The organism is Roseobacter sp. MH60115 (genome assembly GCF_015644665.1).
GTDB lineage: Bacteria > Pseudomonadota > Alphaproteobacteria > Rhodobacterales > Rhodobacteraceae > Roseobacter.
On record NZ_JADOBQ010000001.1, the window covers coordinates 875,142 to 900,822 of the forward strand.

22 protein-coding genes are annotated in these 25,681 nt (G+C 61.9%); 11 read left to right on the forward strand and 11 right to left on the reverse strand.

The window, feature by feature from the left end; genetic code table 11:
- The first annotated feature begins 85 nt into the window (after window positions 1-85).
- The gene (locus ISX84_RS04125) at window positions 86-370 is read left to right on the forward strand and encodes a DUF2312 domain-containing protein (RefSeq protein WP_195819039.1); all 285 of its coding nucleotides are present in this window, start codon (window positions 86-88) and stop codon (window positions 368-370) included.
- A gap of 39 nt (window positions 371-409) precedes the next feature.
- Here ISX84_RS04125 and ISX84_RS04130 read toward each other — a convergent pair whose 3' ends face one another.
- Complete coding sequence (locus ISX84_RS04130) at window positions 410-808, reverse strand: nuclear transport factor 2 family protein (protein WP_195819040.1); 399 nt, start codon at window positions 806-808, stop codon at window positions 410-412.
- Between the two features lie 205 nt (window positions 809-1,013).
- On the opposite strand from ISX84_RS04130, the gene ISX84_RS04135 reads away from it, so the two are divergent.
- Complete coding sequence (locus ISX84_RS04135; protein ID WP_195819041.1) at window positions 1,014-1,643, forward strand: NAD(P)-dependent oxidoreductase; 630 nt, start codon at window positions 1,014-1,016, stop codon at window positions 1,641-1,643.
- On the opposite strand, the gene ISX84_RS04140 is transcribed toward ISX84_RS04135, so the two are convergent.
- Window positions 1,640-2,644: a D-cysteine desulfhydrase family protein gene (locus ISX84_RS04140; RefSeq protein WP_195819042.1), complete on the reverse strand. Its 1,005-nt coding sequence runs from the start codon at window positions 2,642-2,644 to the stop codon at window positions 1,640-1,642. The two genes, ISX84_RS04135 and ISX84_RS04140, sit on opposite strands and share 4 nt — an antisense overlap.
- 462 nt (window positions 2,645-3,106) lie before the next feature.
- Window positions 3,107-3,769 (reverse strand): winged helix-turn-helix transcriptional regulator, encoded by a 663-nt coding sequence (locus tag ISX84_RS04145; protein ID WP_195819043.1) that lies wholly within the window; start codon window positions 3,767-3,769, stop codon window positions 3,107-3,109.
- Window positions 3,770-3,850: 81 nt separating this feature from the next.
- Here ISX84_RS04145 and ISX84_RS04150 point away from each other — a divergent pair, with 81 nt between their 5' ends.
- Entirely contained in the window at window positions 3,851-4,936 is a 1,086-nt protein-coding gene (locus ISX84_RS04150) for an NmrA family NAD(P)-binding protein (protein ID WP_195819044.1), read from the forward strand.
- Between the two features lie 48 nt (window positions 4,937-4,984).
- On the opposite strand, the gene sucD is transcribed toward ISX84_RS04150, so the two are convergent.
- The 4 genes from sucD to ISX84_RS04170 are packed head-to-tail and all read right to left on the reverse strand — an operon-like array spanning window position 4,985 to window position 9,272.
- Window positions 4,985-5,881, reverse strand: coding sequence for a succinate--CoA ligase subunit alpha (gene sucD / locus ISX84_RS04155; protein WP_195819045.1), 897 nt, complete (start codon window positions 5,879-5,881; stop codon window positions 4,985-4,987).
- A 23-nt stretch (window positions 5,882-5,904) separates the two neighbouring features.
- Window positions 5,905-7,080, reverse strand: coding sequence for a malate--CoA ligase subunit beta (locus ISX84_RS04160; protein ID WP_195819046.1), 1,176 nt, complete (start codon window positions 7,078-7,080; stop codon window positions 5,905-5,907).
- A gap of 22 nt (window positions 7,081-7,102) precedes the next feature.
- Entirely contained in the window at window positions 7,103-8,044 is a 942-nt protein-coding gene (locus tag ISX84_RS04165) for an HpcH/HpaI aldolase/citrate lyase family protein (RefSeq protein WP_318167201.1), read from the reverse strand.
- Window positions 8,045-8,069: 25 nt separating this feature from the next.
- Window positions 8,070-9,272 carry a pyridoxal-phosphate-dependent aminotransferase family protein gene (locus ISX84_RS04170; protein WP_195819048.1) on the reverse strand — a complete coding sequence of 401 codons (1,203 nt, stop codon included), beginning with the start codon at window positions 9,270-9,272 and terminating at the stop codon, window positions 8,070-8,072.
- Between the two features lie 138 nt (window positions 9,273-9,410).
- On the opposite strand from ISX84_RS04170, the gene ISX84_RS04175 reads away from it, so the two are divergent.
- The 4 genes from ISX84_RS04175 to ISX84_RS04190 all read left to right on the forward strand — a co-directional run bounded on the left by ISX84_RS04175 (window position 9,411) and on the right by ISX84_RS04190 (window position 14,663).
- Window positions 9,411-10,814 (forward strand): helix-turn-helix domain-containing protein, encoded by a 1,404-nt coding sequence (locus tag ISX84_RS04175; protein ID WP_195819049.1) that lies wholly within the window; start codon window positions 9,411-9,413, stop codon window positions 10,812-10,814.
- Window positions 10,815-10,947: 133 nt separating this feature from the next.
- Complete coding sequence (locus ISX84_RS04180; RefSeq protein WP_195819050.1) at window positions 10,948-11,334, forward strand: response regulator transcription factor; 387 nt, start codon at window positions 10,948-10,950, stop codon at window positions 11,332-11,334.
- A 225-nt stretch (window positions 11,335-11,559) separates the two neighbouring features.
- Entirely contained in the window at window positions 11,560-14,103 is a 2,544-nt protein-coding gene (locus ISX84_RS04185; RefSeq protein ID WP_195819051.1) for an HWE histidine kinase domain-containing protein, read from the forward strand.
- Window positions 14,100-14,663, forward strand: coding sequence for a hypothetical protein (locus tag ISX84_RS04190; RefSeq protein ID WP_195819052.1), 564 nt, complete (start codon window positions 14,100-14,102; stop codon window positions 14,661-14,663). Before ISX84_RS04185 ends, ISX84_RS04190 begins: the two co-directional genes overlap by 4 nt.
- 153 nt (window positions 14,664-14,816) lie before the next feature.
- Here ISX84_RS04190 and ISX84_RS04195 read toward each other — a convergent pair whose 3' ends face one another.
- Together ISX84_RS04195 and ISX84_RS04200 are read right to left on the reverse strand one after the other, a co-directional pair.
- Window positions 14,817-16,016: an oxidoreductase gene (locus ISX84_RS04195; RefSeq protein WP_229884059.1), complete on the reverse strand. Its 1,200-nt coding sequence runs from the start codon at window positions 16,014-16,016 to the stop codon at window positions 14,817-14,819.
- A 136-nt stretch (window positions 16,017-16,152) separates the two neighbouring features.
- Window positions 16,153-17,040: an NAD-dependent epimerase/dehydratase family protein gene (locus tag ISX84_RS04200; protein ID WP_195819053.1), complete on the reverse strand. Its 888-nt coding sequence runs from the start codon at window positions 17,038-17,040 to the stop codon at window positions 16,153-16,155.
- A gap of 661 nt (window positions 17,041-17,701) precedes the next feature.
- On the opposite strand from ISX84_RS04200, the gene ISX84_RS04205 reads away from it, so the two are divergent.
- The 3 genes from ISX84_RS04205 to ISX84_RS23530 all read left to right on the forward strand — a co-directional run bounded on the left by ISX84_RS04205 (window position 17,702) and on the right by ISX84_RS23530 (window position 22,475).
- The gene (locus tag ISX84_RS04205; RefSeq protein ID WP_195819054.1) at window positions 17,702-20,851 is read left to right on the forward strand and encodes an ATP-binding protein; all 3,150 of its coding nucleotides are present in this window, start codon (window positions 17,702-17,704) and stop codon (window positions 20,849-20,851) included.
- Between the two features lie 233 nt (window positions 20,852-21,084).
- Window positions 21,085-22,014: a LysR family transcriptional regulator gene (locus tag ISX84_RS04210; protein ID WP_195819055.1), complete on the forward strand. Its 930-nt coding sequence runs from the start codon at window positions 21,085-21,087 to the stop codon at window positions 22,012-22,014.
- Window positions 22,015-22,133: 119 nt separating this feature from the next.
- A complete protein-coding gene (locus ISX84_RS23530) occupies window positions 22,134-22,475 on the forward strand; it encodes a GFA family protein (protein WP_442800613.1) in 342 nt (113 codons plus the stop codon).
- 9 nt (window positions 22,476-22,484) lie between these two features.
- Here ISX84_RS23530 and ISX84_RS04220 read toward each other — a convergent pair whose 3' ends face one another.
- Window positions 22,485-22,955 (reverse strand): hypothetical protein, encoded by a 471-nt coding sequence (locus ISX84_RS04220; protein ID WP_229884061.1) that lies wholly within the window; start codon window positions 22,953-22,955, stop codon window positions 22,485-22,487.
- Between the two features lie 95 nt (window positions 22,956-23,050).
- Window positions 23,051-24,082 carry a LacI family DNA-binding transcriptional regulator gene (locus ISX84_RS04225; RefSeq protein ID WP_195819057.1) on the reverse strand — a complete coding sequence of 344 codons (1,032 nt, stop codon included), beginning with the start codon at window positions 24,080-24,082 and terminating at the stop codon, window positions 23,051-23,053.
- Between the two features lie 236 nt (window positions 24,083-24,318).
- Here ISX84_RS04225 and ISX84_RS04230 point away from each other — a divergent pair, with 236 nt between their 5' ends.
- Window positions 24,319-25,623 (forward strand): extracellular solute-binding protein, encoded by a 1,305-nt coding sequence (locus ISX84_RS04230; protein ID WP_195819058.1) that lies wholly within the window; start codon window positions 24,319-24,321, stop codon window positions 25,621-25,623.
- Window positions 25,624-25,681 lie beyond the last annotated feature (58 nt).

Genomic DNA, 25,681 nt, shown 5'->3' on the forward strand with positions numbered 1-25,681 from the left:
CACAAGCGCAAAGCGGCTTGCAGCGCTAGCGCCGGGAGGCTAGGCAAGGGCCGACTGATTTCCCGCAAGCCATAAGGATATTCTCATGAGTGACAGCGCCACCGATCTGCCGGAACAGGATGTGCAGGGCGATGCGACCTACCGCGTGACCGCCAATGAATTGCGCCAGTTCGTGGAGCGGATCGAGCGGCTGGATGCGGAGAAGAAGGATCTGGCCGAGCAGCAAAAAGAGGTCATGGCCGAGGCCAAGGCGCGCGGCTATGACACCAAGGTGATGCGCAAGGTCATCGCATTGCGCAAGCGGGATGCGGATGACATCGCCGAAGAAGAGGCGGTGCTGGAGATGTATAAGGAAGCGCTGGGAATGTGACCTAGCGGGGCGGGCGACGTCCGCTCTGGCCTCACGGCATCAAGATCCATCCGGGACCGCTGCGGGCGTGTCCTGACTGAAGACGTTGATCCAGCCCGTTCCGGTCCGCTTCCAGATGGAACTGACGTACATGACCTGCTCCTTTGTGCCGGACGGGCGGCTGTACGTCGCGCGATAGCTCAGCAAGGCGTAGTCCGGCCCCATTTCAACCACCCTTGCCTGATCCATTCTGTAGTTCCGGACTGTCGGCCCTGACGCCAACTGCCCGGTATGGTCGTCTTTGCCTGCAAAACCATCGGGGTATACGCCCAGGAAACCGGCGTCCAAAGCTGCAGCATCCTGGGCCATGTCTCCTGACATCAGCGCCTCCCACACGGCGGTTTCGCAGGCCAGCAGTTCGGCCATCAACGCCTCGTTCCTGCGGGGGGTTCGGGTCATGGGGGCGCGCCTTCGATATCAGAGTTTACTTGGCAGGCTTGGGACTGCCGCTGCCCTATGCCTGCAGTATCTAAAGTCCGTTGACGTTTCTGCGCAAGGGGCGGAACCGCCGCGCCGGGATCGGATATTGACGCAGTGTAAAGAATCGCATATTGACACTTTGTAAAGTTTACACAGCGTAAATGCGAAACTTGGAGAATACATCATGAAGGTTATCGTTTTCGGAGCCACTGGCAGCGTCGGAAGGCTTGCCGTGGCAAAGATGGTGTCGGAGGGGCATGAGGTCACGGCCTTTGCGCGTCACCCCGAGCGTCTGGACATCCAGAGTTCGGCCCTGACACGTGTGGCCGGGGATGCGATGGATGCGCGCGCCGTTGCCGGGGCGATCCGGGGTCATGACGCCGTTGTGGTCACCCTGGGCGCGGGTAAATCGCGCAAAGGAACCATTCGGTCGCAGGGCACGCTGAACGTCATCCGGGGGATGCAGACCCACGGGGTGCGGCGCCTCATCTGCCAGTCTACCCTCGGCGCGCATGAGAGCTGGGACAACCTGAATTTCTTCTGGAGGCGGATCATGTTCGGCGCGCTGCTGCGCCCGGTCTTCAAGGACCATGAATTGCAGGAAAACCTGGTCCGGGCGAGCGGGTTGGACTGGACAATCGTGCGTCCCAGTGCCTTCACCGACGGACCGGCCACGGGCACCTTCAAGGAAGGGTTTGGGGGGCAGGAGCGCGATCTCACCCTCAAGATCCCGCGCGCGGATCTGGCGCGGTTCCTGACCCGGCAGCTGACCGATCTTGCCTATGCGCAGCGCGCGGTCAGCATTTCGAACTAGGTCTCCGGGTGCGGGAAGGCGTTTTCCAAGGCCGATTGATAGGCAAAGAGCGAGGCCAGCCCGCCGGTGTGCACGAACAAGACGCGCTCCCCGGCTTTGATGTCTCCGCGTGCCACAAGCGCGGGGACGGCGGCAAAGACCTTGGCCGTGTAGACCGGGTCGAGAATGATGCCTTCGGTCTGCGCCATCATCGCCATGGCCTGCGCGGCTGCCGGTCCGAGCTGCCCATAGCCGGGTGCAAGGGCACCATCCCAGATGATGATATCCTCGTTCTGAACCGTGGCGGTGCCGGTCATCTTTGCCAGCGCGTCGCGCACCTGACGCATCCGCTCGTGCTGTTGTTTGGCATCCCGGCGCACGCAACTGCCGATGACCCGCGCGCGGTGACCCGCCCGCCGCAGCCCGTGCAACAACCCGGCATGTGTCAGGCCACTGCCAGAGGCCACGACCACCACATCGAACCCGTCATCCTGCGACAGGATTTCCTCGGCCGCGCGCATATATCCCAGAGCGCCCAGTGGTGCGTTTCCCAGCGCCAGCGGGATGACGTAGGGGGTGCGTCCGGCCTCTTCCTCCTCCGCCGCGCGTGCACGCAGCGCGGCATCTGCGCCGGCCTCATCTTCCCCCACCGGGTAGCGCATGACTTCCGCCCCCAACAGGCGCGACAGCAACACATTCCCATTCGCCCCGTAGAGCGCATCGGTCAGGGGCACGCGGTCTTCCAACTGGACGATGGTCTTCATGCCCAGTTTCGCCGCGGATGCCGCTGCGGTCCGCACGAAGTTGGACTGTACCGCACCGGTGATCAGTACGGTCTGCGCGCGGGCCTGTTGCGCCGCGCCAAGATAGTATTCCAACTGGCGCGATTTGTTGCCGCCCATGGTGGTTCCGGCCAGATCATCGCGTTTGATATGCAGCGAAATGCCAAGCTCGTCCGACAACCGTGGCAGATGTTCAATCGGGGTCACGGCGCTGACAAGTGAGGCGCGGGGGAAATCCATGCGGCAGTCCCTTGGTTTTGGCTGTCTTCAGGCGACACCGTATCGTCGCATGAAAGCGGGAAATGACCAAGTCTGGTGCTTTTGGAAGATCAATCGGGAACAGTGAAAAGGCAGCAAACCCTAGGCAACTGATAAGAATGGCGAAAACCGAACTCCTAAGACACGCGGGGCAACCATCTTGACGCAGTTTTCGCCCGTCTGACGGCGCACTCTCTTTCCCGGCGGCGCTGAAGCTACTGCCTGTCAAACACCCGTCCATCGGCGACCGGTGGCAGCCACCCGCCATCCTGACCGCACATGTCCCGACCGGGGGAAAGAGCGGTCAGCAGGAGGCGCTGATTTCAGCGATTAGAACGTGCTTTCGTGTGCCACTGGGTGTGAATAGCGGAACTGCTGACATGTTGTGCGCTCGAATACAGTCGGAAACTTAGCAATGCGACTCTGATAGGAGCGCCGCGAGGCTCAGGCTCCGAACTCATTCATAATCTGCTGCATCACCATCATGAAACTCTGATCCTTGTCATGGGTGTATGTCTGCATTCTGCTGTGATCGGCGACAAAGTCCTGCAAGGATATTTCGCCTTCCGAGGCCTGCAGCAAGGCCTCGTACGTCGTCTCGAAAACCACGTCAGGCTCCTCTGCGGCTGCATAGAGAACGGTCGGGGCGCCATCCTCAACCCGCATCGTGATCTGCTCGCCATCCACCCGCAACTCGGCGACGAAATCGTCGGTCAACAGGGTAACGCGCGCGGCGGCTGCCCCGAGCGTGGTGGCAACGGTTCGCAGATTGCCGGGTTTCACCTGCGCCTTGGGGTGGGGCATGCCGCCGCCAAATAGCGCCAGTTCAAAAAGGATGTTTCGGGTGCGTTTGCCGCTGTCGGTGAGCGCATAGAGGGCGGCACCGTGCTGGCCGTCCGATTTGGTAACCAGCCCGTCCGACGTCAGTTTCGCCAGCCGGTCGGTCAGCAGGTTGGCCGCAATACCAGAGAGCCCGGTTTGCAGATCGGTGAACCGGGCAGGCCCCGCGAGCAGATCGCGCAGGATTAGCAGGGTCCAGCGGTCGCCGATCGCATCCAGCGCCCGCGCGATCGGACAGAGCAATTTGTAGGAACGCGTTTTGGCCATAGCACCTCACGGAAAAGTTACTTTAAAAAATAAAGTAATCGCTTTAGTTCATCCAGTAATCTGTGAAAGGGAGAGATTGAAATGTCAACGCATGCCAGAATTCTTGTCACCAGTGCGGCCGGAAAAACCGGCCTGCCGGTCACCCTTCAACTGCTCGAAAAGGGGTTTGCGGTGCGCGCCTTCGTGCGGCGGCAGGATCACCGTGCTCAGCAGCTCAAGGAGGCCGGTGCAGAGATCTTTGTCGGCGATCAATATGCGCTGACCGACATGCGCGCGGCAATGAAAGACGTCCAGCGTGCCTATCAGTGCGCGCCAACCGCGCCCAACGGGTTGCACTACAATGCCGTCTTCACGGCTGCCGCCTTCGAGGCGCGGCTTGAGCATGTGGTCACCCTTGGTCAATGGCTGTCCACGGCTGATCACCCGTCACTCTTCACGCGGGAAACCTATCTTGGGGACATCCTGATCCGCATGCCGGGCGAGATGACCGTGACCTCCATCATTCCGGGCTGGTTTGCCGACAACTACCTGATGGTGCTGGATATGGCCGCCCATCTGGGGCTCTTTGCCATGCCGTTGGGGGCAGGGGATGTGCCCGGAAACGCGCCGCCGTCCAATGAGGATATTGCCAGCGTTGCCGCGGCCGCCCTTGGCGCCCCCGAGGCCCACGCGGGTAAGACATACCGCCCCACGGGGCCTGCACTCCTGTCGCCTGGCGAGATTGCCGAGGCCATGGGGCAGGCCTTGGAGCGCCGGGTAAAGTACCGGAATATATCGGAGAAAATGATGATGAAGGCGCTGAGAGCGATGCCGCCTGCGAATTTTTCACTGGCTGCCGCCTCGCAGCTGGCGCTTTACACGGAGGAGTACAGGCGGGGCACCTTTGCGATCAGCGCGCCAACGGATCACGTGTTGCGGATCGGTGGGCGGGTGCCCGAGCCCTTCGTGTCCATCGTCAAGAGGAGGGTTGCGGAGCGGCCTGATCTGCGGCGCAGTTTTCCCCGTCGCCTGAGTGCGATGGCGGGTTTTGCCCGTATGCTGCTGACGCCTGCGCTGGTGCCGAAGGAGATCGAGGCGCAGCGTGATTATGTGCGTCTCGCAGCCCCTGCGTTCAGCCAGGACGACGCGGAATGGGGTGCCGCGCATAGGCACCTTGGCCTGTCCTGAGCGGGTGTGAACGTCTTTTGCGAGGGCTTCCAGAGGGGCGCCCGGGGATCACGCGGCGTGGCGACCCTGCAGCACTTCGGCCACCGTGGCCCCCATGGCCGAAGGGTTCGGGGCGACGGTAATGCCGACCGCATTGAGCATCTCCACCTTTTCCTGCGCGCTTTCGCCAAAGGCGGAGATGATCGCGCCGGCATGCCCCATTTGCCGACCCTTTGGGGCCGAAAGACCCGCCACATAGGCGACCACGGGCTTGCTCATGTGGTCGCGCACAAAAGCGGCGGCCTCAGCCTCCTGCGGGCCGCCGATCTCGCCGATCATCATCACTGCATCGGTGTCCGGATCCGCCTCGAAAAGCTCCAGGATATCCCGAAAGGAGGCCCCGTTGATTGGATCGCCTCCGATCCCCACGGAGGTCGATACCCCGATGCCCAGAGCCTTCATCTGGCTTGCCGCCTCATAGCCAAGGGTGCCGGAACGCCCGACAATCCCGACACGGCCCGGCGTGTAGATATGCGGCGGCATGATCCCCATGAACCCGCGCCCGGGTGAGATGACACCAGCGCAATTCGGCCCGATCAGACGCATTTTCCGATGCCGTGGGTAGCGGCGCAGAAACCGTTTCACCCGCATCATGTCCTGCGCCGGGATACCGTCGGCCACGCAGACCGCTGTCTGAATGCCCGCATCGGCGGCTTCCATCATCGCGTCGGCGGCAAAGGGCGGTGGCACAAACATGACGCTGGCCTGCGCGCCAGTGGCCTCAACGGCCTCGCGCACCGTGTTGAACACCGGGCGATCCAGAATGCGGCTGCCGCCTTTGCCCGGCGTGACACCCGCGACCACATTGGTGTTGTGCTCAATCATTTCCGCCGCGTGGAACTGGCCGATGCGGCCGGAAATGCCCTGCACCAGGACAGGTGTGGTTTCATCGATGAGAATGGCCATGGGGTCCTCCGATCCGTTTTGGGTTAGGCAGCGGCGTTTTGTCTGCGCAGGGAGACGGCGGCCTCTGCCGCTTCGGCGAGCGTATCGGTCGCGATGATCGGCAGGCCGGATGTCTCAAGCAACGCCTTGCCCTCCTGCACATTGGTCCCGGCGAGCCGCACGATGACCGGCAGGTCCAGCCCGATGTCGCGGTAGGCCTGAATGACGCCATTCGCGATCCAGTCGCAGCGGTTGATGCCCGCAAAGATGTTGACGAGGATCACGCCGACATTGGGGTCCGACAACACGGTGCGAAAGGCGGTGCAGACGCGTTCCGGGCTGGCCCCGCCGCCGATGTCGAGGAAATTGGCCGGCTCACCGCCCGCCAGCTTGATCATATCCATCGTGGCCATCGCCAGACCGGCGCCGTTGATAATGCAGCCGATGTCGCCGTCCAGACCCACATAGGCCAGCCCGTGATCGGCTGCCATCGCCTCGCGCGGGTCTTCCTGGCTGGGGTCGCGCAGGGCCGCCACATCCGGCCGCCGGTACAGCGCGTTGGTGTCGAAGCTCATCTTGGCATCCAGCGCCACCAGATCACCCGAAGCGCGGATCACCAGCGGGTTGATCTCGACCATGAAGGCGTCGAGGTCCCGGTACGCGCGGTAGCACGCGTTCAACACATTGACCATCTGCGCGATCTGCCCGCCCGACAGCCCCAGCGCAAAGGCCAGCTCACGCGCCTGATAACCCGCCAGCCCGACCGCCGGGTCGATGATCATACGGCGCAAGGAGTCCGGGTCCTTTTCCGCGAGGTCTTCGATTTCCATGCCGCCATGCGAAGAGGCGACGATCATGATCCGTTCGGATTTGCGATCCAGCACAAAACCCAGATAGAGTTCCTGCTGGATGTCCGAGGCTTCTTCTACCCAGAGGCGGTAGACGCCTTTGCCTGCAGCACCCGTCTGCTTGGTGACCAACTGCTTGCCAAAGAGCGTGGCGGCATAGTCGCGCACCTCTTCTTCGGTCTTGCAGAGCTTTACGCCACCGGCTTCACCGCGCCCGCCGGAGTGGATCTGTGCCTTGACGACCCAGGCCTCCCCTCCCAATTCGCGCGCGCGGTAGCCTGCCTGTTCGGGGGAATACGCAACCCCGCCGCGGGGCACGGGCACCCCGAACCCAGCAAGAATTTCCTTGGCCTGATGTTCGTGGATGTCCATGGTGTTCCCCCTATGTGTGCGTTCAGACTTTTTCAGCGATGGCGCGCGCCACATCGATCACGTTGCGCGCCATTTTTTCTGAGGCGGCATCGATCATCTTGCCGTCAAGCGAGGCCGCGCCGCGCCCTTCGTCCTCGGCTTTCTTCAACTCCTCGATGATGCGCTCGGCCTTGGAAACCTCGGTTTCCGGCGGGCTGAAGACCTCGTTGGCCAGGGCAACCTGGCTGGGATGGATGGCCCATTTGCCTTCGCAGCCCAGAGCCGCCGCCCGGCGCGCGCCGTCCTTGTAGCCCTCGGGATCGGAGAAATCGCCAAAAGGCCCGTCGATGGCGCGCAGCCCGTAGGCGCGGCAGGCAATCACCATCCGGGTGATCGATGCGTGCCATTGATCGCCGGGGTAGAGCGGGTTCAGACCGCCGATGTTAACCGTACGTGCCCGCATGGAAGCCGCATAATCCGCGACCCCGAAATGCAGCGCCTCAAGGCGGCCACCGAACTGCGCAATTGCCTCGACGTTGGCCATGCCAAGCGCGGTTTCGATCAAGGCCTCAAGTCCGACACGGCTGTGCAGGCTGCGTCCCTGTTCGATCTGGTTCACCATCGCATCGACCATGTAGAGGTCGGCGGGGACGCCAACCTTTGGCACCAGCAGCGTGTGCACCCGGTCCCCGGCCTGTTCCATCACGTCGACCACGTCGCGGTACATGTAGTGGGTGTCGAGCCCGTTGATCCGAACGGAAACCGTCTTGCCCCGGGCTGCCCAGTCGATGTCATTGAGGGCCTGAATGGCGTTGCGGCGCGCCTGTTCCTTTTCGGGGGGCGCAACCGCGTCTTCGAGATCGAGAAAGACGTAGTCGGCGGCGCCCTCGGCGGCCTTGTCGATCATCGTCGGGTTCGACGCGGGCACAGCCAGTTCAGACCGTTGCAGACGTTGTTTGTTCAGAGGGTAGAGGGTGTGTGACACGAGGATATTTTCCTTTGAGACTGTGTTATTCTGCGGCAACGGCCAGTGGCTGTTGCATGGGGGTTTCATCGGCGAACCAGCGCTGTGCGGCAGCAACGCCGGAGCCGAATTCAATGTCTGCGCCCGCCCGGTGCAGCGCCATCTCTGCCACGGAAAGCGCGGTGAGGCACATGCCTTCGTTCAGGTCACCGATGTGGCCGATGCGAAAGACCTTGCCTGCCAGCCGCGCCAGACCGCTGCCCAGCGAGGTGTTGTAGTCTTCATAGGCGATGCGGATCACCTCGCGCGCATCCACATCCTGCGGCGTGCGAATGGCTGAGACGGTGTTGGAATGCAGCGACGGGTGTTCTGCCACCAGTTCAAGACCCCAGGCGGCCACCCCCCGGCGCACCCCTTCGGCGAGGCGGGTATGGCGGGCGATGGTGTTGTCGAGCTCTTCGGCAAAGATGCGGTCCAGCGATTTGCGCAACCCGTGCAGCAGCTGCGTGGGTGGGGTATAGGGGAAATAGCCATCGGCGTTCAGCTTGACCATATCGCTGAATTCGAAATAGGCGCGGCGCGAGGTCGAGGTTTCGGTCAGCGCCATGGCCTTTTCGCTGACGGCGAGAATGCCCAGCCCGGCGGGCAGCATCAGCCCTTTCTGGCTGCCGGTGATGGCCAGATCAACGCGCCAGTCGTCCATGCGGAAATCCAGCGATCCGATGGAGGAGACAGCGTCGACAAAGAGCAGCGCGTCGTGGAAGTTTTCGTCCAGCGCGCGGCGCACGGCGGCAACATCGGATGTCACACCGGTGGCGGTTTCATTGTGGGTGACGAACACCGCCTTGATCTCGTCATTCGTGTCTGCGGCCAGCTGGCGTTCGAATTCGCGCACCGGCACACCAGCACCCCATGGGACGTCCACCAGATGCACATCCAGCCCCAGCCGTTCGGCCATTTCCGCCCAGAGGGTGGAGAATTGCCCGTGCCGCGCCATCAGCACCTTGTCGCCGGGGTTGAGCGTATTGGTGATGCCCGCTTCCCAGGCTGCGGTGCCCGATCCGGGGAAAATCATGACGGTACCGAGTTTGGTGCGGAAGACGGATTTGAGGTCTTGGAACAGGCTGAGGGTGACGTCACCGAAATCCGGGGCGCGCATGTCCTGCATGGGCACATTCATGGCCTGGCGTACAACTTCCGGCACATTGGTCGGGCCGGGAATGAAGAGATGGGTCTGTCCGGTGCGCATCTAGGTTCTCCTTGTTGATGAGAGGACCATGGCGCAAGTTCCGGTTGTGACCTAAGGGAACCGCGTCCTGCTGTGGATGCAAATATTTACAAAGTGGAAATATTGTAAATTTGTAAAGTTTTCTGTATCGAATGCTGTATGAAGACGTTTATCGGCCCAAAACTGCGTCGCCTGCGCGGCGATAGTGCACAAACCCAGGCGCAGATGGCCAAGGCACTTGGCATCAGCACATCCTATGTGAACCTGCTCGAAAAGAACGAGCGCAGCGTGTCGGTGCCGGTGCTGCTGAGGCTGTTGGAGGTCTATGGTGTCGACTGGCGCGATCTGGTTGAGGATGATGACACCGCCAAGCTGGCGGATCTGCGCGGGGTCCTGCAGGATCCGCTCTTCGAGGCCGGACGCCCGGACCTGACCCAGCTACGGGGGGCCTTGACGCATAGTCCCGATCTGGCGGCCTGCTTTTTGAAATTGCATCAGGCGTATCTCGCGGCAACCGACCAGCTGATGAGCATGGCCAGTGCGGGCGAGGGGGCGCAGGCGGCCTTACCCAAGGCGCCCGAAGCGACGGTGCATAACTTTTTCCGCAAGCATCACAACTACTTCCACGAGCTTGAGATTGCGGCGGAGACATTCTGGGGCGGCAGGCGCGTTGCGACGGATGATATCTATGCGGCCCTGAAGGACCGTTTGCGCGAGAGCTTGGGGCTGCGCGTCCGGCTGGCGCCAGTGGCGGAAATGCCCGGGACCCTGCGCGAATACAGCGAGGATCGCCGCGAGGTGATCCTCTCCGAAGCGCTGGACCATCCCAACAGGGTGTTTCAGCTGGTGCATGTGATTGGTCTTATCGAGCACAAGGATGTTCTGGACAGCCTGATGTCGACATCCGGCCTGACCGATCCACAGGGGCGCGCCCGCTGCCGGGTGGAATTGGCGAATTACTTCGCAGCAGCAGTTTTGATGCCCTACGGCGCCTATCTGGATGAAATCCTCAGCAGCAAATATGATTTCGACCATGTCGCCACGCGGTTTGGCGTGAGCTTCGAACAGGCATGCCATCGTGCCACGACGCTGCAACGCAGTGGCGCGCGCGGGGTGCCGTTTTTCTTTCTGCGCATCGACAAGGCGGGCAACGTCTCCAAACGCTTTAACGCCACCGATTTCCAACTGGCGGAATATGGCGGGGCCTGTCCGCGGCTGGATGTGCACACCTCGTTCCGCACGCCGGGGCGCATCGTGTCGCAATTCGTGGAAATGCCGGACGCCAGCCGGTTCTTTGTCTTCGCCCGCACGGTGGATCGCCCCAGCTTCACCCGCTTTGCCCAGGACGTGCGGCTCGCCGTTGCGATGGGCTGCAGTACCGAGCATATCTCGGCCATCGGATATGCCGAAGGGCACACATTGTCCGATACCACGGTGACGCCCATCGGAATCAACTGCCGGATCTGTCCGCGCGTCAATTGCGATCAGCGGGCGCACCATGCGGTGGTGCGGTCGGACCCGGTGGACGAACGGCGCCGGGGGGCGACACGCTACGGCAGCTGAACGCTGCGACATGCCCGCAGTCCCCGTCTGACACCAAGCGCGACCACCGGCAATCCCATGCTGCGCGGCCCCCCGATTATGATTTTGTAAACCTGCCGAAAATATTCTTGTCAATTTCAAGAAGAGGTGGTGCATGCATATTCTGATTGTCGAAGATGACTTGACCCTTGCGAGTTCGCTGAAATCCGCGCTTGAACTGGGCGGCGCAGCCGTGGACGCCGTGCGCTCGGTGGCGGATGCCATGTCGCGTGCGCTGCGGGCGCAATATGATCTGGTGATTCTGGACCTGTTCGTGATCGACGGGGCCACGGTCTCCTTCTCGAATTTTCTGCGCATGCGCATGCCCGACACCCCGATCCTGTCGATCACCGGGTCCAGCATCTTTGCCAATGGGGATCACACAGAGGCGATGAGCGCGGATTACCTGATCCGGAAACCGGTCTCGCCCTCAGAGGTGTCGGACATCGCATTTTACCTGATTGGCAGGGGCAAGATGCCCAAGGAATCGTCCTCGGTTTGACCCGGAGCGGGCAGGGAACGGCCATGGTTTCGGTCGCAGCGCATTGCACCCGGTTTTTGCGAAAGTCGGACCGCGGTTGCGGCGCCGATCCGGGACCGCCCAGGCATCGGTGGCTATTTTTGGCAGGGTAAACTATCCATTAATTGCAGGCACGATCAGGCCATCTTTTTGCGACGGATTTGAGAGAGAAGGAGCCTGATTACGCGGAGTATCCGGAGGAATATGATGCACGCTCGGAGTTCAGATGAAGACCTGATCACAGCGCTGAAACACTGCGCTGCCGAACCCGTGCACATCCCCGGCACGATCCAGTCACATGGCGCGATGATCGCGGTCTGCAACCAGACCCTGCAGGTTCTTTATGCGAGCATCAACACGTCTGACATCCTCGGCCGGGCGGCGACGGATTTGCTGTCGCAATCGCTCAACGCTCTGTGTCAGCGCGAAGAAAGACATGCCCTGCTCAACGGCATGATCCATCAGGACACTGGTCAAAGGGTGAATGAACTGGGGCTTCTGGAGATTTTTGGACGGGAGGTCATCGTTACCGCATCGCCCGCACCCGGGTGCACGCTTTTTGAGTTTGAACCGGCAACCTTGCTGGAAACCGCGGCCCCCGACACGCTGCGGGATCTGGAGTTTTTGACATCGCAGTTGCGGTCTGTGGACCAGACGTCGGTGCTGTTCGACAAGACGGTTCAGCTCTTGCAGATGCTCACCGGCTACGACCGGGTCACCATACATGAGTTCGACGCCGAAGGGCATGGTCGGGTACAGGCCGAAGCCGTTGTTGCCGGGCTGGACCCCTATCTCGGGCTGCATTTTCCCGCCTGGGACATTCCCGCACAGGCGCGTAAAATCATGCTCAAGAACGCCATGCGCTATATCGCAGATGTGGACGGCATGCCTGTTCCTGTCCTGGCCGCGACGCCCGCGCTGCCGCCGCTGGACATGACGGCGGGACACCTGCGCGGCGTTTCCGGTGTTCACATGCAGTACCTGCGCAATATGGGGACGGGGGCGACCTTCACATTGAACATCGTGATCAAGGACGCTCTTTGGGGGATCATTTCGTTTAATCACACAAAGCCGCGGCACCCCAGCCAGCGGATGCGTCAGCTGTGCCGCAACTTTGCGGAATTCTTCAAACTGCAATTGGAGAGCATCCAGCAGGCGGCCCATATGAAGCGGCTTTTGAAAACTGACGATTTGCGTCGAAAGGTGACAAACGGGCGCAGCGAAGGAACGAGCGCCGAGGTTTTCGAGGCCGCAATGGTCGAAGATCTGGCAGAGGCCATGCAGGCCGACGGGGCCGCCATGCTGTTCAAGGAGGCGGTGTTCACAACCGGTATCACGCCGCCCGGAGAGGGGTTGGCAGAGATCTTTGAGACCGGTGAATTCGAACCCGGTGTGACCTCCTCTTCGCGCCTGAGCGAGGAATATCCAACCATTTCAGCGCAATGTGGGCCGGAGATATCAGGGATACTGGTGGCCAAGCTGCCTGAAGACAGCGTGGTCATCTTCTTTCGCAAGGACCGGCAAGAGGCCGTGTCCTGGGCCGGCGCGCCGGAAAAGACGGTCATCAAGGTGGACGGCGTGGCCCGGCTGGACCCGCGAAGCTCTTTTGCGCAGTACAAGGCCGAAGTGCGCGGGACGTCGGAGCCCTGGACCCTGGATCAGAAATCGATCGCAGAGGAAATCTGGTCGATGCTGGTCAGTGCCGAACGCGAGGCGCTGATCGAAAGGACCAACCGTCAACAGTCTTTGCTGATCGATGAGTTGAACCACCGGGTCCGCAATATTCTCGCTCTGATCCGGTCGCTGTCCCAGCAATCGCTGACCCATAACGGCTCCATCCAAAGCTATGTCACCGCGTTGGAGGCCCGCATTTCGGCGGTCGCATCCGCGCATGATCTGGGGGCGGAAAAGACAAACCTCAGTGCTACGGCGATGCAGATTCTGGAGCTGGAGGCCGCCCCCTACAATCAGGAAGACCGGCGCGTCTCCGTGCAGGGCAAGGACGTTGGCATCCGGTCTGAATTGGCACCGATGTTTGCGCTGGTCGTGCATGAGCTGATGACCAATGCCGTAAAATACGGGGCGCTGTCCCGGCCCGAGGGCCATGTATCGGTTGAGTTGCAGCGCGGGGACAACGGGTTGAGGGTCAACTGGCGAGAGCATGGCGGGCCGGAAATTCAACCCCCGGAGGTTAAGGGTTTCGGGACCACGCTGATCGAAACCTCTGTCCCCTTTGAATTGGATGGGAAGGTCGAGCTGGACTATCACAGCGCGGGGTTGCGGGCGGTGCTCACACTGCCGGAATCCGTGCTGGTGGACAAGGTGCCGCTCAAGGCGCTGGACGTTGTTTCAAGCTCTCCCTTCCCGGATCCCGTCGCACCCGGAAACATGGAGATCACGAAAGCCAGATGTCTGTTGCTGGAAGACAATTACGTGGTGTCGCTGGACACGGCACGGGTTCTGAAAACTGTGGGTTTTGAGACGGTCGAAACGGCGCTCAATGTGCAGGACGCGCTGGCAAAACTGGATCGTCTGGACCCCGGCATTGCCATTCTCGACATCAACCTGACGGCTGGCCAGACCTCGGAGCCGGTGGCGGAGGCCTTGGCGGCGCGGGGCATTCCTTTTATCTTTGTGACAGGCTACGGCGATACGATGAAGCTTGGCGGGATGTTTGCCTCCTCTCCCGTGCTGAAAAAGCCGATCCGGGAGGATGAATTGCGTTGCGCGTTGGCGGAGATCGAGACGTGACAGAACTGACCCTTGTTCGAGGTGGCGTCCGGGCACATATTGCGCTGACGACACGCGATCTGCACGAGGCATTGCACCACGACCCGGTGCTGGGCCGTTTGACGGCCCCCGATATCACGCCCCGGTGCTACCAGACCGCCTTGCGGGTCTTGCAGTGTTTTTACGAGGCCGTCGAAAAGGCGCGTCGGCGGGCGGGGGCGTGGCCCGACCTGTCCTTGCAGTCAGTGTGCGCGCACCTGCTGACGGATGTTGGGCCGCCGTGCGCGGTGGAAACCGAGCTGCGTTTTGACACGGAGGAGGCGCTGCTTGGCGGGCTCTACGTGGCGCATGGCGCATCTTTTGGCAGGTCCAGTTTCCGAGCCAACATCGCGCAGGCCTTGCCGGGCGTGTCTCAGGCTTTCATCAGCGAACGTCTGGACAAGGAAACCTGGCGATCCTTGGTGGCGCTGATGGAACGGCGCGGACGTGACACCGCTGCGGCAGAGCGCATGGAGCAGGGCGCGGCACAGAGCTTTGCCTTTGTCGCGGCAGTGTCCGCACGGATGCGGGCGGAAACTTGATTTGCACTCTCAGAGCCGGGTGACCGTCAGTTTGCCATCAATCAACCAGCACTAATCAACTTAAATCATATTGTTACGTGCTGATGTTGAAGTGCTCTCCACGCATGCGCATTGCTTGCGCAACTCAGTAAATCCAGGTGCGTGCCGGCTGTCTCACACGCTCGAGAAGTGGTTTTTCCAGCGTGCAACCTTCGCGGCCTCCTGCAGCTTGATCCGCGTAAGTGCGTCAGAGGCCTCCATTGAGAATTCAGCCTCTCGATCCTCTGCCAGGGCGGCGATGCGCATTGTATACCACGCCGTCACGGCCCCAGCCTCGGTTGAGACCAGCTTTGGAAATGCGGGGGGTCGAGTATCGCCGTGCCGCCATTGATGCGGCAGGTCTGGCTCCAGCACCAGCGCGCGCGCCAGGCCGATGACATCCACGTAGCCTGCACAGAGCAGGTCATCGGCTTGCGCGAAGGTCTTGACCCCGCCGGTGAGCATCAAGGGTTTTGCCGTCCGTTGACGTGCCTGCCGGGCGAATTCAGCAAAATAGGGGCCCTTGCCCGCCCCGTCGGAGGAAGCGGCAGCGCCCGGGAAATAGGTTCCGCCGCTGATGTCGATCAGATCGATGGGGCAGGCCTCCAGCGCGTCGATCAGCGCCAGCGCCTCCACCTCGGTCAGCCCGCCGTCCAGCATGTCGGAGGCGTTGATCTTGATGGCCAGCGGAAAGGCGTTGCCCACGGCATCGCGCACCGCCGAAATCACGTCGAGCACGAGGCGTCGACGCGCCTCCGGTGAGCCGCCGTAGAGGTCGGTGCGCGTGTTGAAGAGAGGCGAGAGAAACTGGCTCAGCAGAAACCCGTGGGCCGCGTGGATCTCTGCGCCGCCAAAGCCCATGGCCTTGGCCGTCCGGGCCGTTCGCGCAAATTCATCAGGCAGCTTCCGGATCTCCTGCAGGGTCATCGCGGCGCAGGTCAAACCGGGCACGTCGATGGCGCTTGGCCCGGCGCGCTGGCTGATCTCCTGATGGGCCAGCGCCCCGGCGTGACCAAGTTGCACCCATAACCCCGCGCCATGGGCCTGTCCGGCCTTGGCCAGGTCCTCAAACGGCGCTGGTGTGTCAGGCTGAAGCACAAGATTGCCCGGGCTTTCGGGAAACTGCGATGTGCCTTGCACTTCGCCGATGATCGATGCGGCAACACCGCCCTCCGCCCAGCGTGCGTATAACCTGCTCTGTGCGGGCGTTGGCAATCCTTCCCCGTTGCCCAACGCGTCCGACATGGCCGCCTTCAAAAGCCGATTCTTCAGGATCGTACCGCACGGCAGCTGCAGCGGCTCAAACATGATCTGGTCTACGGTCTTTGACGCCATTTTGGAGCTTTCTTGTGACAGAAGGGCTAGTCTTCCTCAGACGGGACGCCTTGGAAAGGGGGGTGTCGGCTTTGTTGTCCCAATCGGGCCTGCGTTTGCCAGAACGCGCTGGTTCAAAACAAGATGTTTGGTGCCGTCATCCTTTCCCTTGGTCGAAGAGGTCGGAGGCGCGGTAGTCCCCGTGTTTCGGTGTCCAGCCCAGAAGCCGGTGCAGTTTCTGCGCTGTCATCTGTTGATCCAGGGTCGGTCCCCGCGCCCATGCGCCGTGCCGTGCAACCAGCGTCTCGGTCGGCACCACGACATGCGGGTGATGGGAGCCATGATGCCTCGCGATGTGATCCGCAATCTCCCGGACGGGCACACCTTCTTCCGCCACGGCGTTGAAGTGACCGACAAGATCGCCACGCATGAGCAGGGCGCAGTAGACATCGGCAAGATCCGTTCGGTGAATGATCGGCCAGCGTGCTGCCCGCGTACCCCAGATTTCAATAGGCCGCCCCTGTGCCGCGTCGGACATGAAACGCTCCAACACACCGCCCGTTCGATGATAAACCATTGCCGGATGGACAATCGCCGTGGAGAAATCGGGCGATGCCAGCAGTCGGGTGGCATGCCGGACCATCCAGGCGAAGGCGGGCAGGGGCGCAAAGCCGTGTTCTTCGTCGGCAACCCGGTCCCCGGTTTCTCCGTAAAGCCAACAACCGCCGGTGTAGAGCAGGCGCGGACGGTGTCGCCGTTTCCTGACACTTTCCAACAGCGCGGTGATGACGCCGTTGTCCACTTTGGCCATGTCGTCCTCAAACGTGGCGGCCGTGTGCACAATGGCGTCATGGCCGACGGCCTGGCGGGCCCAGTCGTCCGGCGTACGCAGATCGCCCGCATAGGGCGTGGCCCCCGCGGCCATGATGCACTGGCGCGCGGTCTGGGAGCGGGTCAAGGCCGTGACCTCGTGCCCCTCGGCGACAAGCTGATGTAGAATTGCCGTTCCAATCGTTCCGGTGGCGCCGGTTATGAAGACACGCACAACATCCTCCCTCCTGGTGACCGGGCCATGCTAGAGCCTCAAGCCTGCTTGAGGTCAACCGCGGACGGGAAGTCCGCCCAACTCAATCGAATTCGGAAAAAATGCATTTATTACAAGGAAATGAATGGGGTCGTCATTCGGTTTGAGCGCTCTCTCATAAGCCATATCTATCAAAACGCGCATATTTTCTATTGCGTCCCCAGGGTCCCGGAGCAGGGTGGTGGGCGCGATATCCCGGTTGCGGCAGATCGATTGCGTGACCGCTCCTGTCATCGCGCGGCGACACCGCACATCCTTGGTGTTTTGCAACAGGGATTTGACCTTTGTAGGAACCTCTCGTGCTTGCCTGCAGGACCGTCATGCGGGTCTGTGGGTTCCAAAAGGACGGGCTCGCGCGTAGCCTGTTTTTACCCTCGGATCTGTCTCATTTTAGCCGTGACGCGCGTGCTGGACCTGCTTTTCTGCGTGGTGTGAGCTGGGTGTTATGCCTTGAAACGCAGCAGGAGCAGCGCGCCTCTGATGCCTTTGATGTATGACCGCTGGCAGTACCGAGGGCCAGCCTGCGCGGATGCTACCTGTGACACCTGACCTATGCCCCTCTGTCATTCCTTGATAAAATGGGCCAGACCTTTGCTGAAATTTCCGAAAAACCAGATATTCGATGATTTTCCGATTTTTAACATTCGCGCTTGATACAGAACGGCGGGAGCTGCGGGAAAATGCCCGCATCGTGCCCCTGTCCCCCAAGGCTTTCGATGTGTTGTGGTATCTCATTGAACGCCAGGATCGGGTGGTGCCGAAGGCCGAACTGTTGGATGCCTTCTGGTCGGCGCAGGTCTCCGAGGCGGCGCTGCAGAAAACCATCAGCCTGATCCGCAAGGCGGTGACATCGGAGGGCCCCGCGCCGGAGGTGCTGAAAACCTATCACGGTCTTGGGTTTCGCTTTGTTGCCAGCGCGCGCGAAAGCCAACCGGCTGCACAATCGGGCGCAGTGGAGGAGGGTGTCGTACCACCACTGCTGCGGGAACAGCGTTTGGTCACGATTCTCAGTTTGCGGGTGCGGACGTCAGACAACCAGGCCGCACCAGAACACCCGCCCCTTTCGGATGCTTTTCTCGCCCGCGCCCGGGACATTGTCGATCAGAACCAGGGGCATCTGCTGCGGATGATGTCGAACGGTTTCACCCTGTCTTTCGGCCTGCACGACCTGTTTGAGGATGGTGCGCGGCGGGCGGCACATTGCGCGTTGGGATTGCTGCGGGCCGCGGCGCTGCTCGGGCCGGGCGCGGAGCTATCCATCGGGATTGATACCGGCAACAGCGACGTCGCAGAAGGGCAGGAGGCGGTGAATTGGGCGCCGCCGGGGGAGATCGAGCGCAAATCCGGATCCCTCTCCGAGGGCGCCGCCGGTGGCGAGATTATCGTCAGTTCCGCGACTCGCGACCAGTTGCGGGACGAAGCGGAGTGTGTCCAATGTCCCGGCGGGGCGCGGCTGCTTTCGATGACGCCGATGCAATCGGGCGTCCCGGCACGTCCGCAGAAGAAACCTGCCGCCTTCGTAGGGCGCCGTGCAGAGATGGCGTTCCTGTCGAAAAGCCGGGAGCTGATGCAGGCAGGAGAGGGGCAGGGCATCGTCTTGTCCGGCCCTGCGGGCATTGGCAAAACACGGCTGGTGTCCGAGTTTCTGGCAACGCTGGACGGCGCCGAGGTGCGACAGGTCAAGCTGCAGTGCCTGCCCAGTTTGATGAACTCGCCCCGTGCACCGATACGGGATATGTGCCTGGCGCTGTTTTCACCCGCGCCTGAGGGCACGCGTCTGGATGACGTTGAGGCGGCCTTGCTGAAAGACCTCTGTGAGGAGCCCGGCGGGCCCGGCGCGGTGCTGGAGACCCTGTCCGATCATCAGCGCCGGCAGCGCAGTTTCCAGTTGATCGACAGGTTGCTGGCGGCCCGTTGTGCCGCGCAGCCGATGGTTCTGGTGCTGGAAGACACACATTGGCTGGACGCGACCTCGCAGGCGTATCTTGAGGCGATGCTGCGCGATATCGGCAACAAGCGCTTGATGATCGTGATGACCACCCGTCCCACTGATACACCGCCGCTGACCGAAGGCATCCTGCACCTTGCTCCTCTGGGGCATGCGGACAGCGTCACGTTGCTCAATCAGAATGCCGAGGCCGCAGCCTTTGATCAGGGCGCCGCAGACCATCTGGTCCGCCGCGCCGCAGGCAACCCGTTCTTCATCGAGGAACTGGCCCTGGCATGTCAGGTCGGCGCGGATCCCGCGACCGAATTGCCGGACACTGTGCAGGCGGTCACTGCCGTTCGGATTGGCGCGCTGGATGCCGGGCTGCGCAACCTCCTCTATGTCATCGCCGTGATCGGTCCCCCGGCGCCTCTGGACCTGATGACGCCTCTGCTCGGTCAGCGCGGCGAAGATATCGAGAGGGCGCTTGAACCGCTCATCCGCATGGGGTTTTTGCAATCGGAGCCGGATGGCTACGGGTTCCGGCATATGCTGATCCATGACACCGCCTGCACGATGGTCGCCCCGCAGGATCGCAAGCGCCTGCACGGAGAAATCGCCGCACTGCTGGAAGCTGGGGTGGCGGAGCGGGCGCCGAGGCCGGAACGGCTTGCCTGGCATCATCAGGAAGCCGGAGCGACCGAGACGGCCATTTCCTATTGGATCGCCGCCAGCCGGGACGCGCTCCGTCGCTCGGCACGGCATGAGGCGATTGCCTTTGCCCGGGACGGTCTGGCCCTGATCGATGCCGATGCTCCGGAGGCCGCGAAGAAAGAGCTTGACCTGCAGCTATGTCTGGCACCGGCCCTCGCAGCGCTACGCGGCTATGGCGCGCGGGATGTAGGGGAGGCCTACGCCCGCGCGCGCGTCCTCAACCGTGGCATCGACAGCATCAAGACAGAGATCAGGGTGCTGGTGGGGCTGTGGATTCACACCTGGGTCAGCGGGCGCCTGACAGAGTCGCTGGGCCATGCCGGCAAGCTTCTGGAGATCGCCGCACAGATTAAGGACCCCGCGCTCAATCTTCAGGCGGAGGCCAGCGTCGGGCAGGTCCTGCTGCACCGGGGTGCGACGGTCAAGGCGCTGACGCATCTGGTGTCGGGACTGCACAACACCGGTGATACACCGCCCGCCACGCTGCCCGCACAAAACTCCGCCGTGGCCTGTGCGGCCTACGCGGCCTGGGCCACCAGCCTGTCGGGGGATGCCACGCAGGCCAGAAGCTACATTGAGCGGTCCGGCGGATTGAGCGCGGTCTTCGAAAACCCCTTTGCGCAGGCCATTCACTTCGCGCTCTGCTCGGAACCCTTCATGTTCATGGGAGATGTGGCGGCGTGTCTTTCCTTTGCGGATCGCGCCGTCGCCGTCAGCCGGGAGCACAATTTCGATTTCTGGCTGAGCACTGGTTTGGTCATGCGCGGCTGGGCCTTGGGGCAGATGCAGGACTTCGCGGCGGGCTTTGATGCGCTCGACGAGGGGATCGCCGTTTTCGAAGCTGCCGGGGCGGGTGTACAGCTGGCCAATTGGTACGGGCTGAAGGCAGAGACCTTCCTGGCGGCGGACCAGCCCGACGCGGGGCTGGACGCCGCCCGCCATGCCCTGAGCTGCGCGCAAAAGGCGGAGGATGTTTTCTTCACACCGCGCATCCATATGACGGCGTCGCGCCTGCACGGACTGCTGGGGGCCGAGGACCGCGCCGAAGAGCATGCGCAGCACGCCGCGGATCTGATCCGGAGGTTTGATATGGCCCCGTCGTTCCTCGCGCGCACCGGTGGGGAAACCTGAGGCACGGGCCCAACGTCAGGGTTTGGTCATGACTCTGTCAGGATTCTTTCCACCGCTTCTGAAATCCTCGGCGGGCGCCGTATCGCGCCGGATACGGTCGTCTTTTGAAATGAGTATTGAGCGCGCGCAGGCGGGTGATGGCATGACCGTGTCACACTTCCGATGGTGAATGAGATTGGCTGGGCCGCTGCAAAAGCCATGGCGTTACATTGAGGTACGAGGGGTTTCGGGTCGTGAATTTGAATTGGGATGATCTGCGGATTTTGCTGGCCATTGTCCGTTCCGGCTCGCTCACGCGGGCCTCTGTCATGTTGGGGATTGACCAGTCAACGGCCGGGCGCAGGTTGTCGGCGCTCGAAGCGGCGCTGGGCACCACGCTTTTTCTGAGATCGAAAACCGGCATCATCCCGACCGAGATCGGTGAGAAACTGATCGTGCACGCCGTGGAGATCGAACGGCGCGCCGACACCATCGCCGAGGTTGCGGCAGCGCCCGAAGAGGGTCCTGTGGGGCAGTTGCAGATCATGGGTGATCACTGGGTGCTCGAACATCTGGCAAATCGCTTCCTGCCGTCCTTTGCAAAGGCCCACCCGCAGATGTCGCTGCGGCTGGCCTCCGGGCAGCCCACCGCATCGCTCTGGACGGCGGCAACGATTTCTCTGTGGTTCGAGGATCCGCCGCAGATGGGTGAGTTTGCCATCAAGCTGGCGGAGGTGCCCTTTGCCGTTTACGGACCCCGTGGCGCCAACCATGACGATCTGCCGTGGGTGTCCATGATGGATGAAAGCGCCACCCGCCGCGCGCCCGCCAAGTTTCTCGAGAAGATGCGCAAACCCGAAGAGGCCCTGCAGCTGACGGCCAATGACGCGCGGCTGGTGCGCAGTGCGGTTGCCGGTGGGCTGGGCAAGGGGTTGCTGCCGGTCTGCGTCGGAGATGTCGACCCGGCGCTGCAGCGCATTGCTCATCCGGACTATGAGATCACCCGCGTCCTGCATCTGCATGCGCATCCCGACACGGTGCAGACGCTGCGGGTGCAGACAGCCATCCGGTGGCTGCGCGAGCGGGCCCAGGACATCTTTGGCGATCCGGCGCAGGAGGAGCCGCAGACGAGCAAGGTGGCGCGTTTCAAGGGGCGCACGGACAAGCAGCGCGCCTGTGCATAACGACAGGCGCGGGGCAGGGCGGCATGTCCTGCGCAAGGGGAGGTAGTTGTGTGACATCATCGATTTCCGCCAAATGCGCCTGTGGAGCGCTGCAATTTCAGTCCACCGCGGCGCCGGTGATGCAGGTGATCTGCCATTGCGCAGATTGCCGCGCGGCGACCGGTCGGTCGTTTTGTGAAACGGCCTTCTTCCGCACAGGGCACGGCGCCATCACCGGACCGCAGAGCGTGACGTCCTTTTTTGCGGCGTCCGGTGCGCGAACGGAACGCGTGTCCTGCAGCCGGTGCCGGACCGTCATGTTCGACACCTCCGACAGGTTTCCGGACATCATCGGCGTGCTCGCCGAGACGATCGAGCCGCCCTTCGTGGCGAAACCTGCCTGCCACATGTGGGTCAGCAGCAAGGTGGCCGGCAGCGATATCACCGATGGGCTGCCGCAGCATGCCGAAGGCCTGTCTTAACGGCGGGTGTCAGACCGTCTCCAGACCCGCGGGCCGGTTCAGATACGCCTGCGGATCGGGTACCGGGCCCATCATGGTTGCGCGCCAGGCCTCCTGTTCGGCGTTGATCAACGCCAGTTCCCAGACGCAGGCAATCACCGGCCGGTCACGTGTATCAAGGGGGGCGGTCGCGCCATAGACCCGGCGATAATTGTGCTGGCAGAGGACCGATCCCTGACACCACCAATGCACTGAAATCGTCAGGCCCAGAGCGCCGGGATGCACGAAAACGAAGCCCAGGTCATTGCTCTCGCCCTCGTGCTGGGCGCGCGGCACAACGTCCTCCAGCAGGATCGATTGCGCCAGGGCAACCATGTCGTCGCCTATGGCACTGCCCTCTGCCAGAATGCTGTAGGCTTTGAACTTGAGGGCTCCTGCAGACCAGATGCCGAGGTGTTCGACACGGCGAGGATGGTGAGTTTCTGTGGGTGGATGGGCCATGGGTACTCCCGCATGTGATGGCTCATGTAACAATCTGCTGCGCGGGAAGGCCAGTGCTCTGGTGCGGCGGTTCGCAATGCAGTGTCCATCGCGGGCTAGTGCGTGCCTCGTTTCACAAGGTCCGGGTCGATCATGACGACCTCGCCCGGTTTCTGTGGGTTCGCCAGACGCCCTTCCAGCAGACGCAGCACCTCATCGACGGTTTTGGCCAAGGGGTTGCGGACCGTTGTCAGATTAAACTCCGCCCAGGCCGCCATCGCGATGTCGTCAAAGCCGATGATCGCCAGATCCTCCGGCACCGTCAGGTTCCGGCAGTTTCGGGCGAAGGAAAGGGCCCCAAGCGCCATGGCGTCATTGGCGCAGACAACCGCGTCAGGGGATGTGTCCTGCAAGAGTGTGCGCATGGCCGACTGCCCGCCGCCAAAGCTGTAGTCGGAGGTCACCTGCGCGGCGAGGGTCAGCCCGGCCTCTGCCAACCGCTCGACCACGCCCGCCAGCCGTTCCTGCTCGGATGACAGGGTGGGTGGCCCGCCGATGTACCCAATGCGTCGCCGCCCACTCTCCAACAGCAGGGTCACCGCCTGCACCATGCCGATGTGGTTGCGACAGGCGATACAATCGATGGCCGGATGCGATATCACGCGGCCCGAAAAGATCACCGGGATGTTGAGTTTCGTGCAGTTGTCGATCAGCGCTTCGCCAAGGCTGCCGCCGCGCACGATCAGCGCGTCCAGCGGGTAGGAGAGAATCGATGTGACGCTCTCGTCCAGCCCCTCCGCCTGTCCGCCGAGGACGATAGGCCACTTGCCCGAGGCATTCAGCGCAGACACCAGCGCCGCCAACCATTCGCTGTCGTATGGGTTGCTCAGCTCCCCGACCACCACGCCAACCAGATCGGTCGCAGCACCCTGCAGACTGGCGGCGAGCGCGTTCGGGCGATACCCCAGATCCATTGCCGTTTTCAGCACAAGCTGGCGTTTATCCGCATCCAGGTAGGCGCCGGGCGTGAAGGCGCGCGACACCGCAGAGCGAGACACACCAGCCGCCTCCGCCACGTCAGCAGCGGTTACGCGCGCCCGGCGACGGGGCTGTGCCGCGCGGTCGGCAAGGGGGCGATCATGGGCCATCGCGACGGTCCTCAATTTTTTTCAAAAACCTTCCGAACCGTCACATACTTGTAAAATTTGACAGTTATGTGAACACGCGTGCATATTTCGAATGTCCACGGAGTGTTCCGTGTTCATATCGCGACGCTTGCGTATGTCGACACTCGACTTTTGCACAGGGAAGCCAATGTGGCGCTGCGCCACTAAAACAATATCTCATTCACCGCACTCACGCGGTGACAACATCGGAGCCTGACATGAAATTTCTGCAGATTGCAGCAACAACGGCTGCCTTCGGTCTGACGACCACGGCAACCTTTGCTGAAACCAATATTACCTTTTGGCACGCTATGGGGGGGCAGCTGGGCGAAACCGTCAATCAGATGGCCGAAGATTTCAATGCCAGCCAGGATGACTACAAAATCACGCCCGTCTACAAGGGCAGCTATGAGGAAACCCTGACCGCAGGCATCGCGTCCTTCCGCGCCGGCGAGCATCCGAACATCATTCAGGTTTTTGACGCCGGTGCCGCCACGGTGATCGGAGCCAAGGGCGCGACCATCCCGGTGGCCGACCTGCTGGCCGACAACGGTATCGATTTCGACATCAACGACTACATCACCGGCGTGCGCTACTTCTACGCGGACAGCGACGACAAGATGATCGGCATGCCGTTCAACTCCTCGACGCCGATCATGTATTACAACATCGACGCGCTTGAAAAAGCCGGTGTGACCCCGCCGAAGACATGGGAAGAGTTTGCCTCCGTCACCGCGCCAGCGCTGAAGGAAGCGGGCTATATTCCGCTGTCGCAATCGCACCTGCCGTGGATTTTCACCGAGAACTTCTTCTCGCGTCACAACCTGCAGTTTGCCTCTAACAACAACGGCTATGACAGCACCGACACCAAGATCTTGATCGACAACCCGGCGATCAAGGCGCATTTCACAGCGCTTTCGGACTGGAAAGAGCAGGGCCTGTTTGAATGGTACGGCACCGGCTGGGGCGACAACGCCAAGCCCTTCGAAGAAGGCCAGGTGGCCATGTGGCTGGGCTCTTCGGGCTCTTTCGGTGGTCTGATCCAGAAAGACCTCGGGTTTGAGTTTTCCGCGACCATGCTGCCCTATTGGGAAGCTGTGACAACAGAGCCTACACAGACCTTCATCGGGGGGGCGGCACTCTTTGCGATGTCCGGCAAATCTGCTGAGGAAAACAAGGCCACAGCCGAATTCTTCAAGTTCCTGACCGCGCCAGAGACCCAGTATTTCTGGCACAAGGAAACTGGTTATGTGCCGATCACCACAGCCGCATATGAAGCCGCGGCGAGCGATGGCCACTACGAGCGTTTCCCTGCCGCCGAAGTGGGCATCAAGCAGCTGACCTTGCCAGCCGGTGATCACACCAAGGGCTACCGTATGGGCTTCTACGTGCAGATCCGCGACATCATGAACCGCGAATATGGTCGTATCCTGACCGGTGAATCGGACGTCGACGCGGCTTTCAAAGCCATTGAGACCGAAGCCAACGCCCTGTTGGCCCGTTTCGCAAAAACACAAGGCTGACGCACAGCTTGGGAACCAATGAGAGTGGCCGCCTCCCGCGGCCACTCTGCACATGACA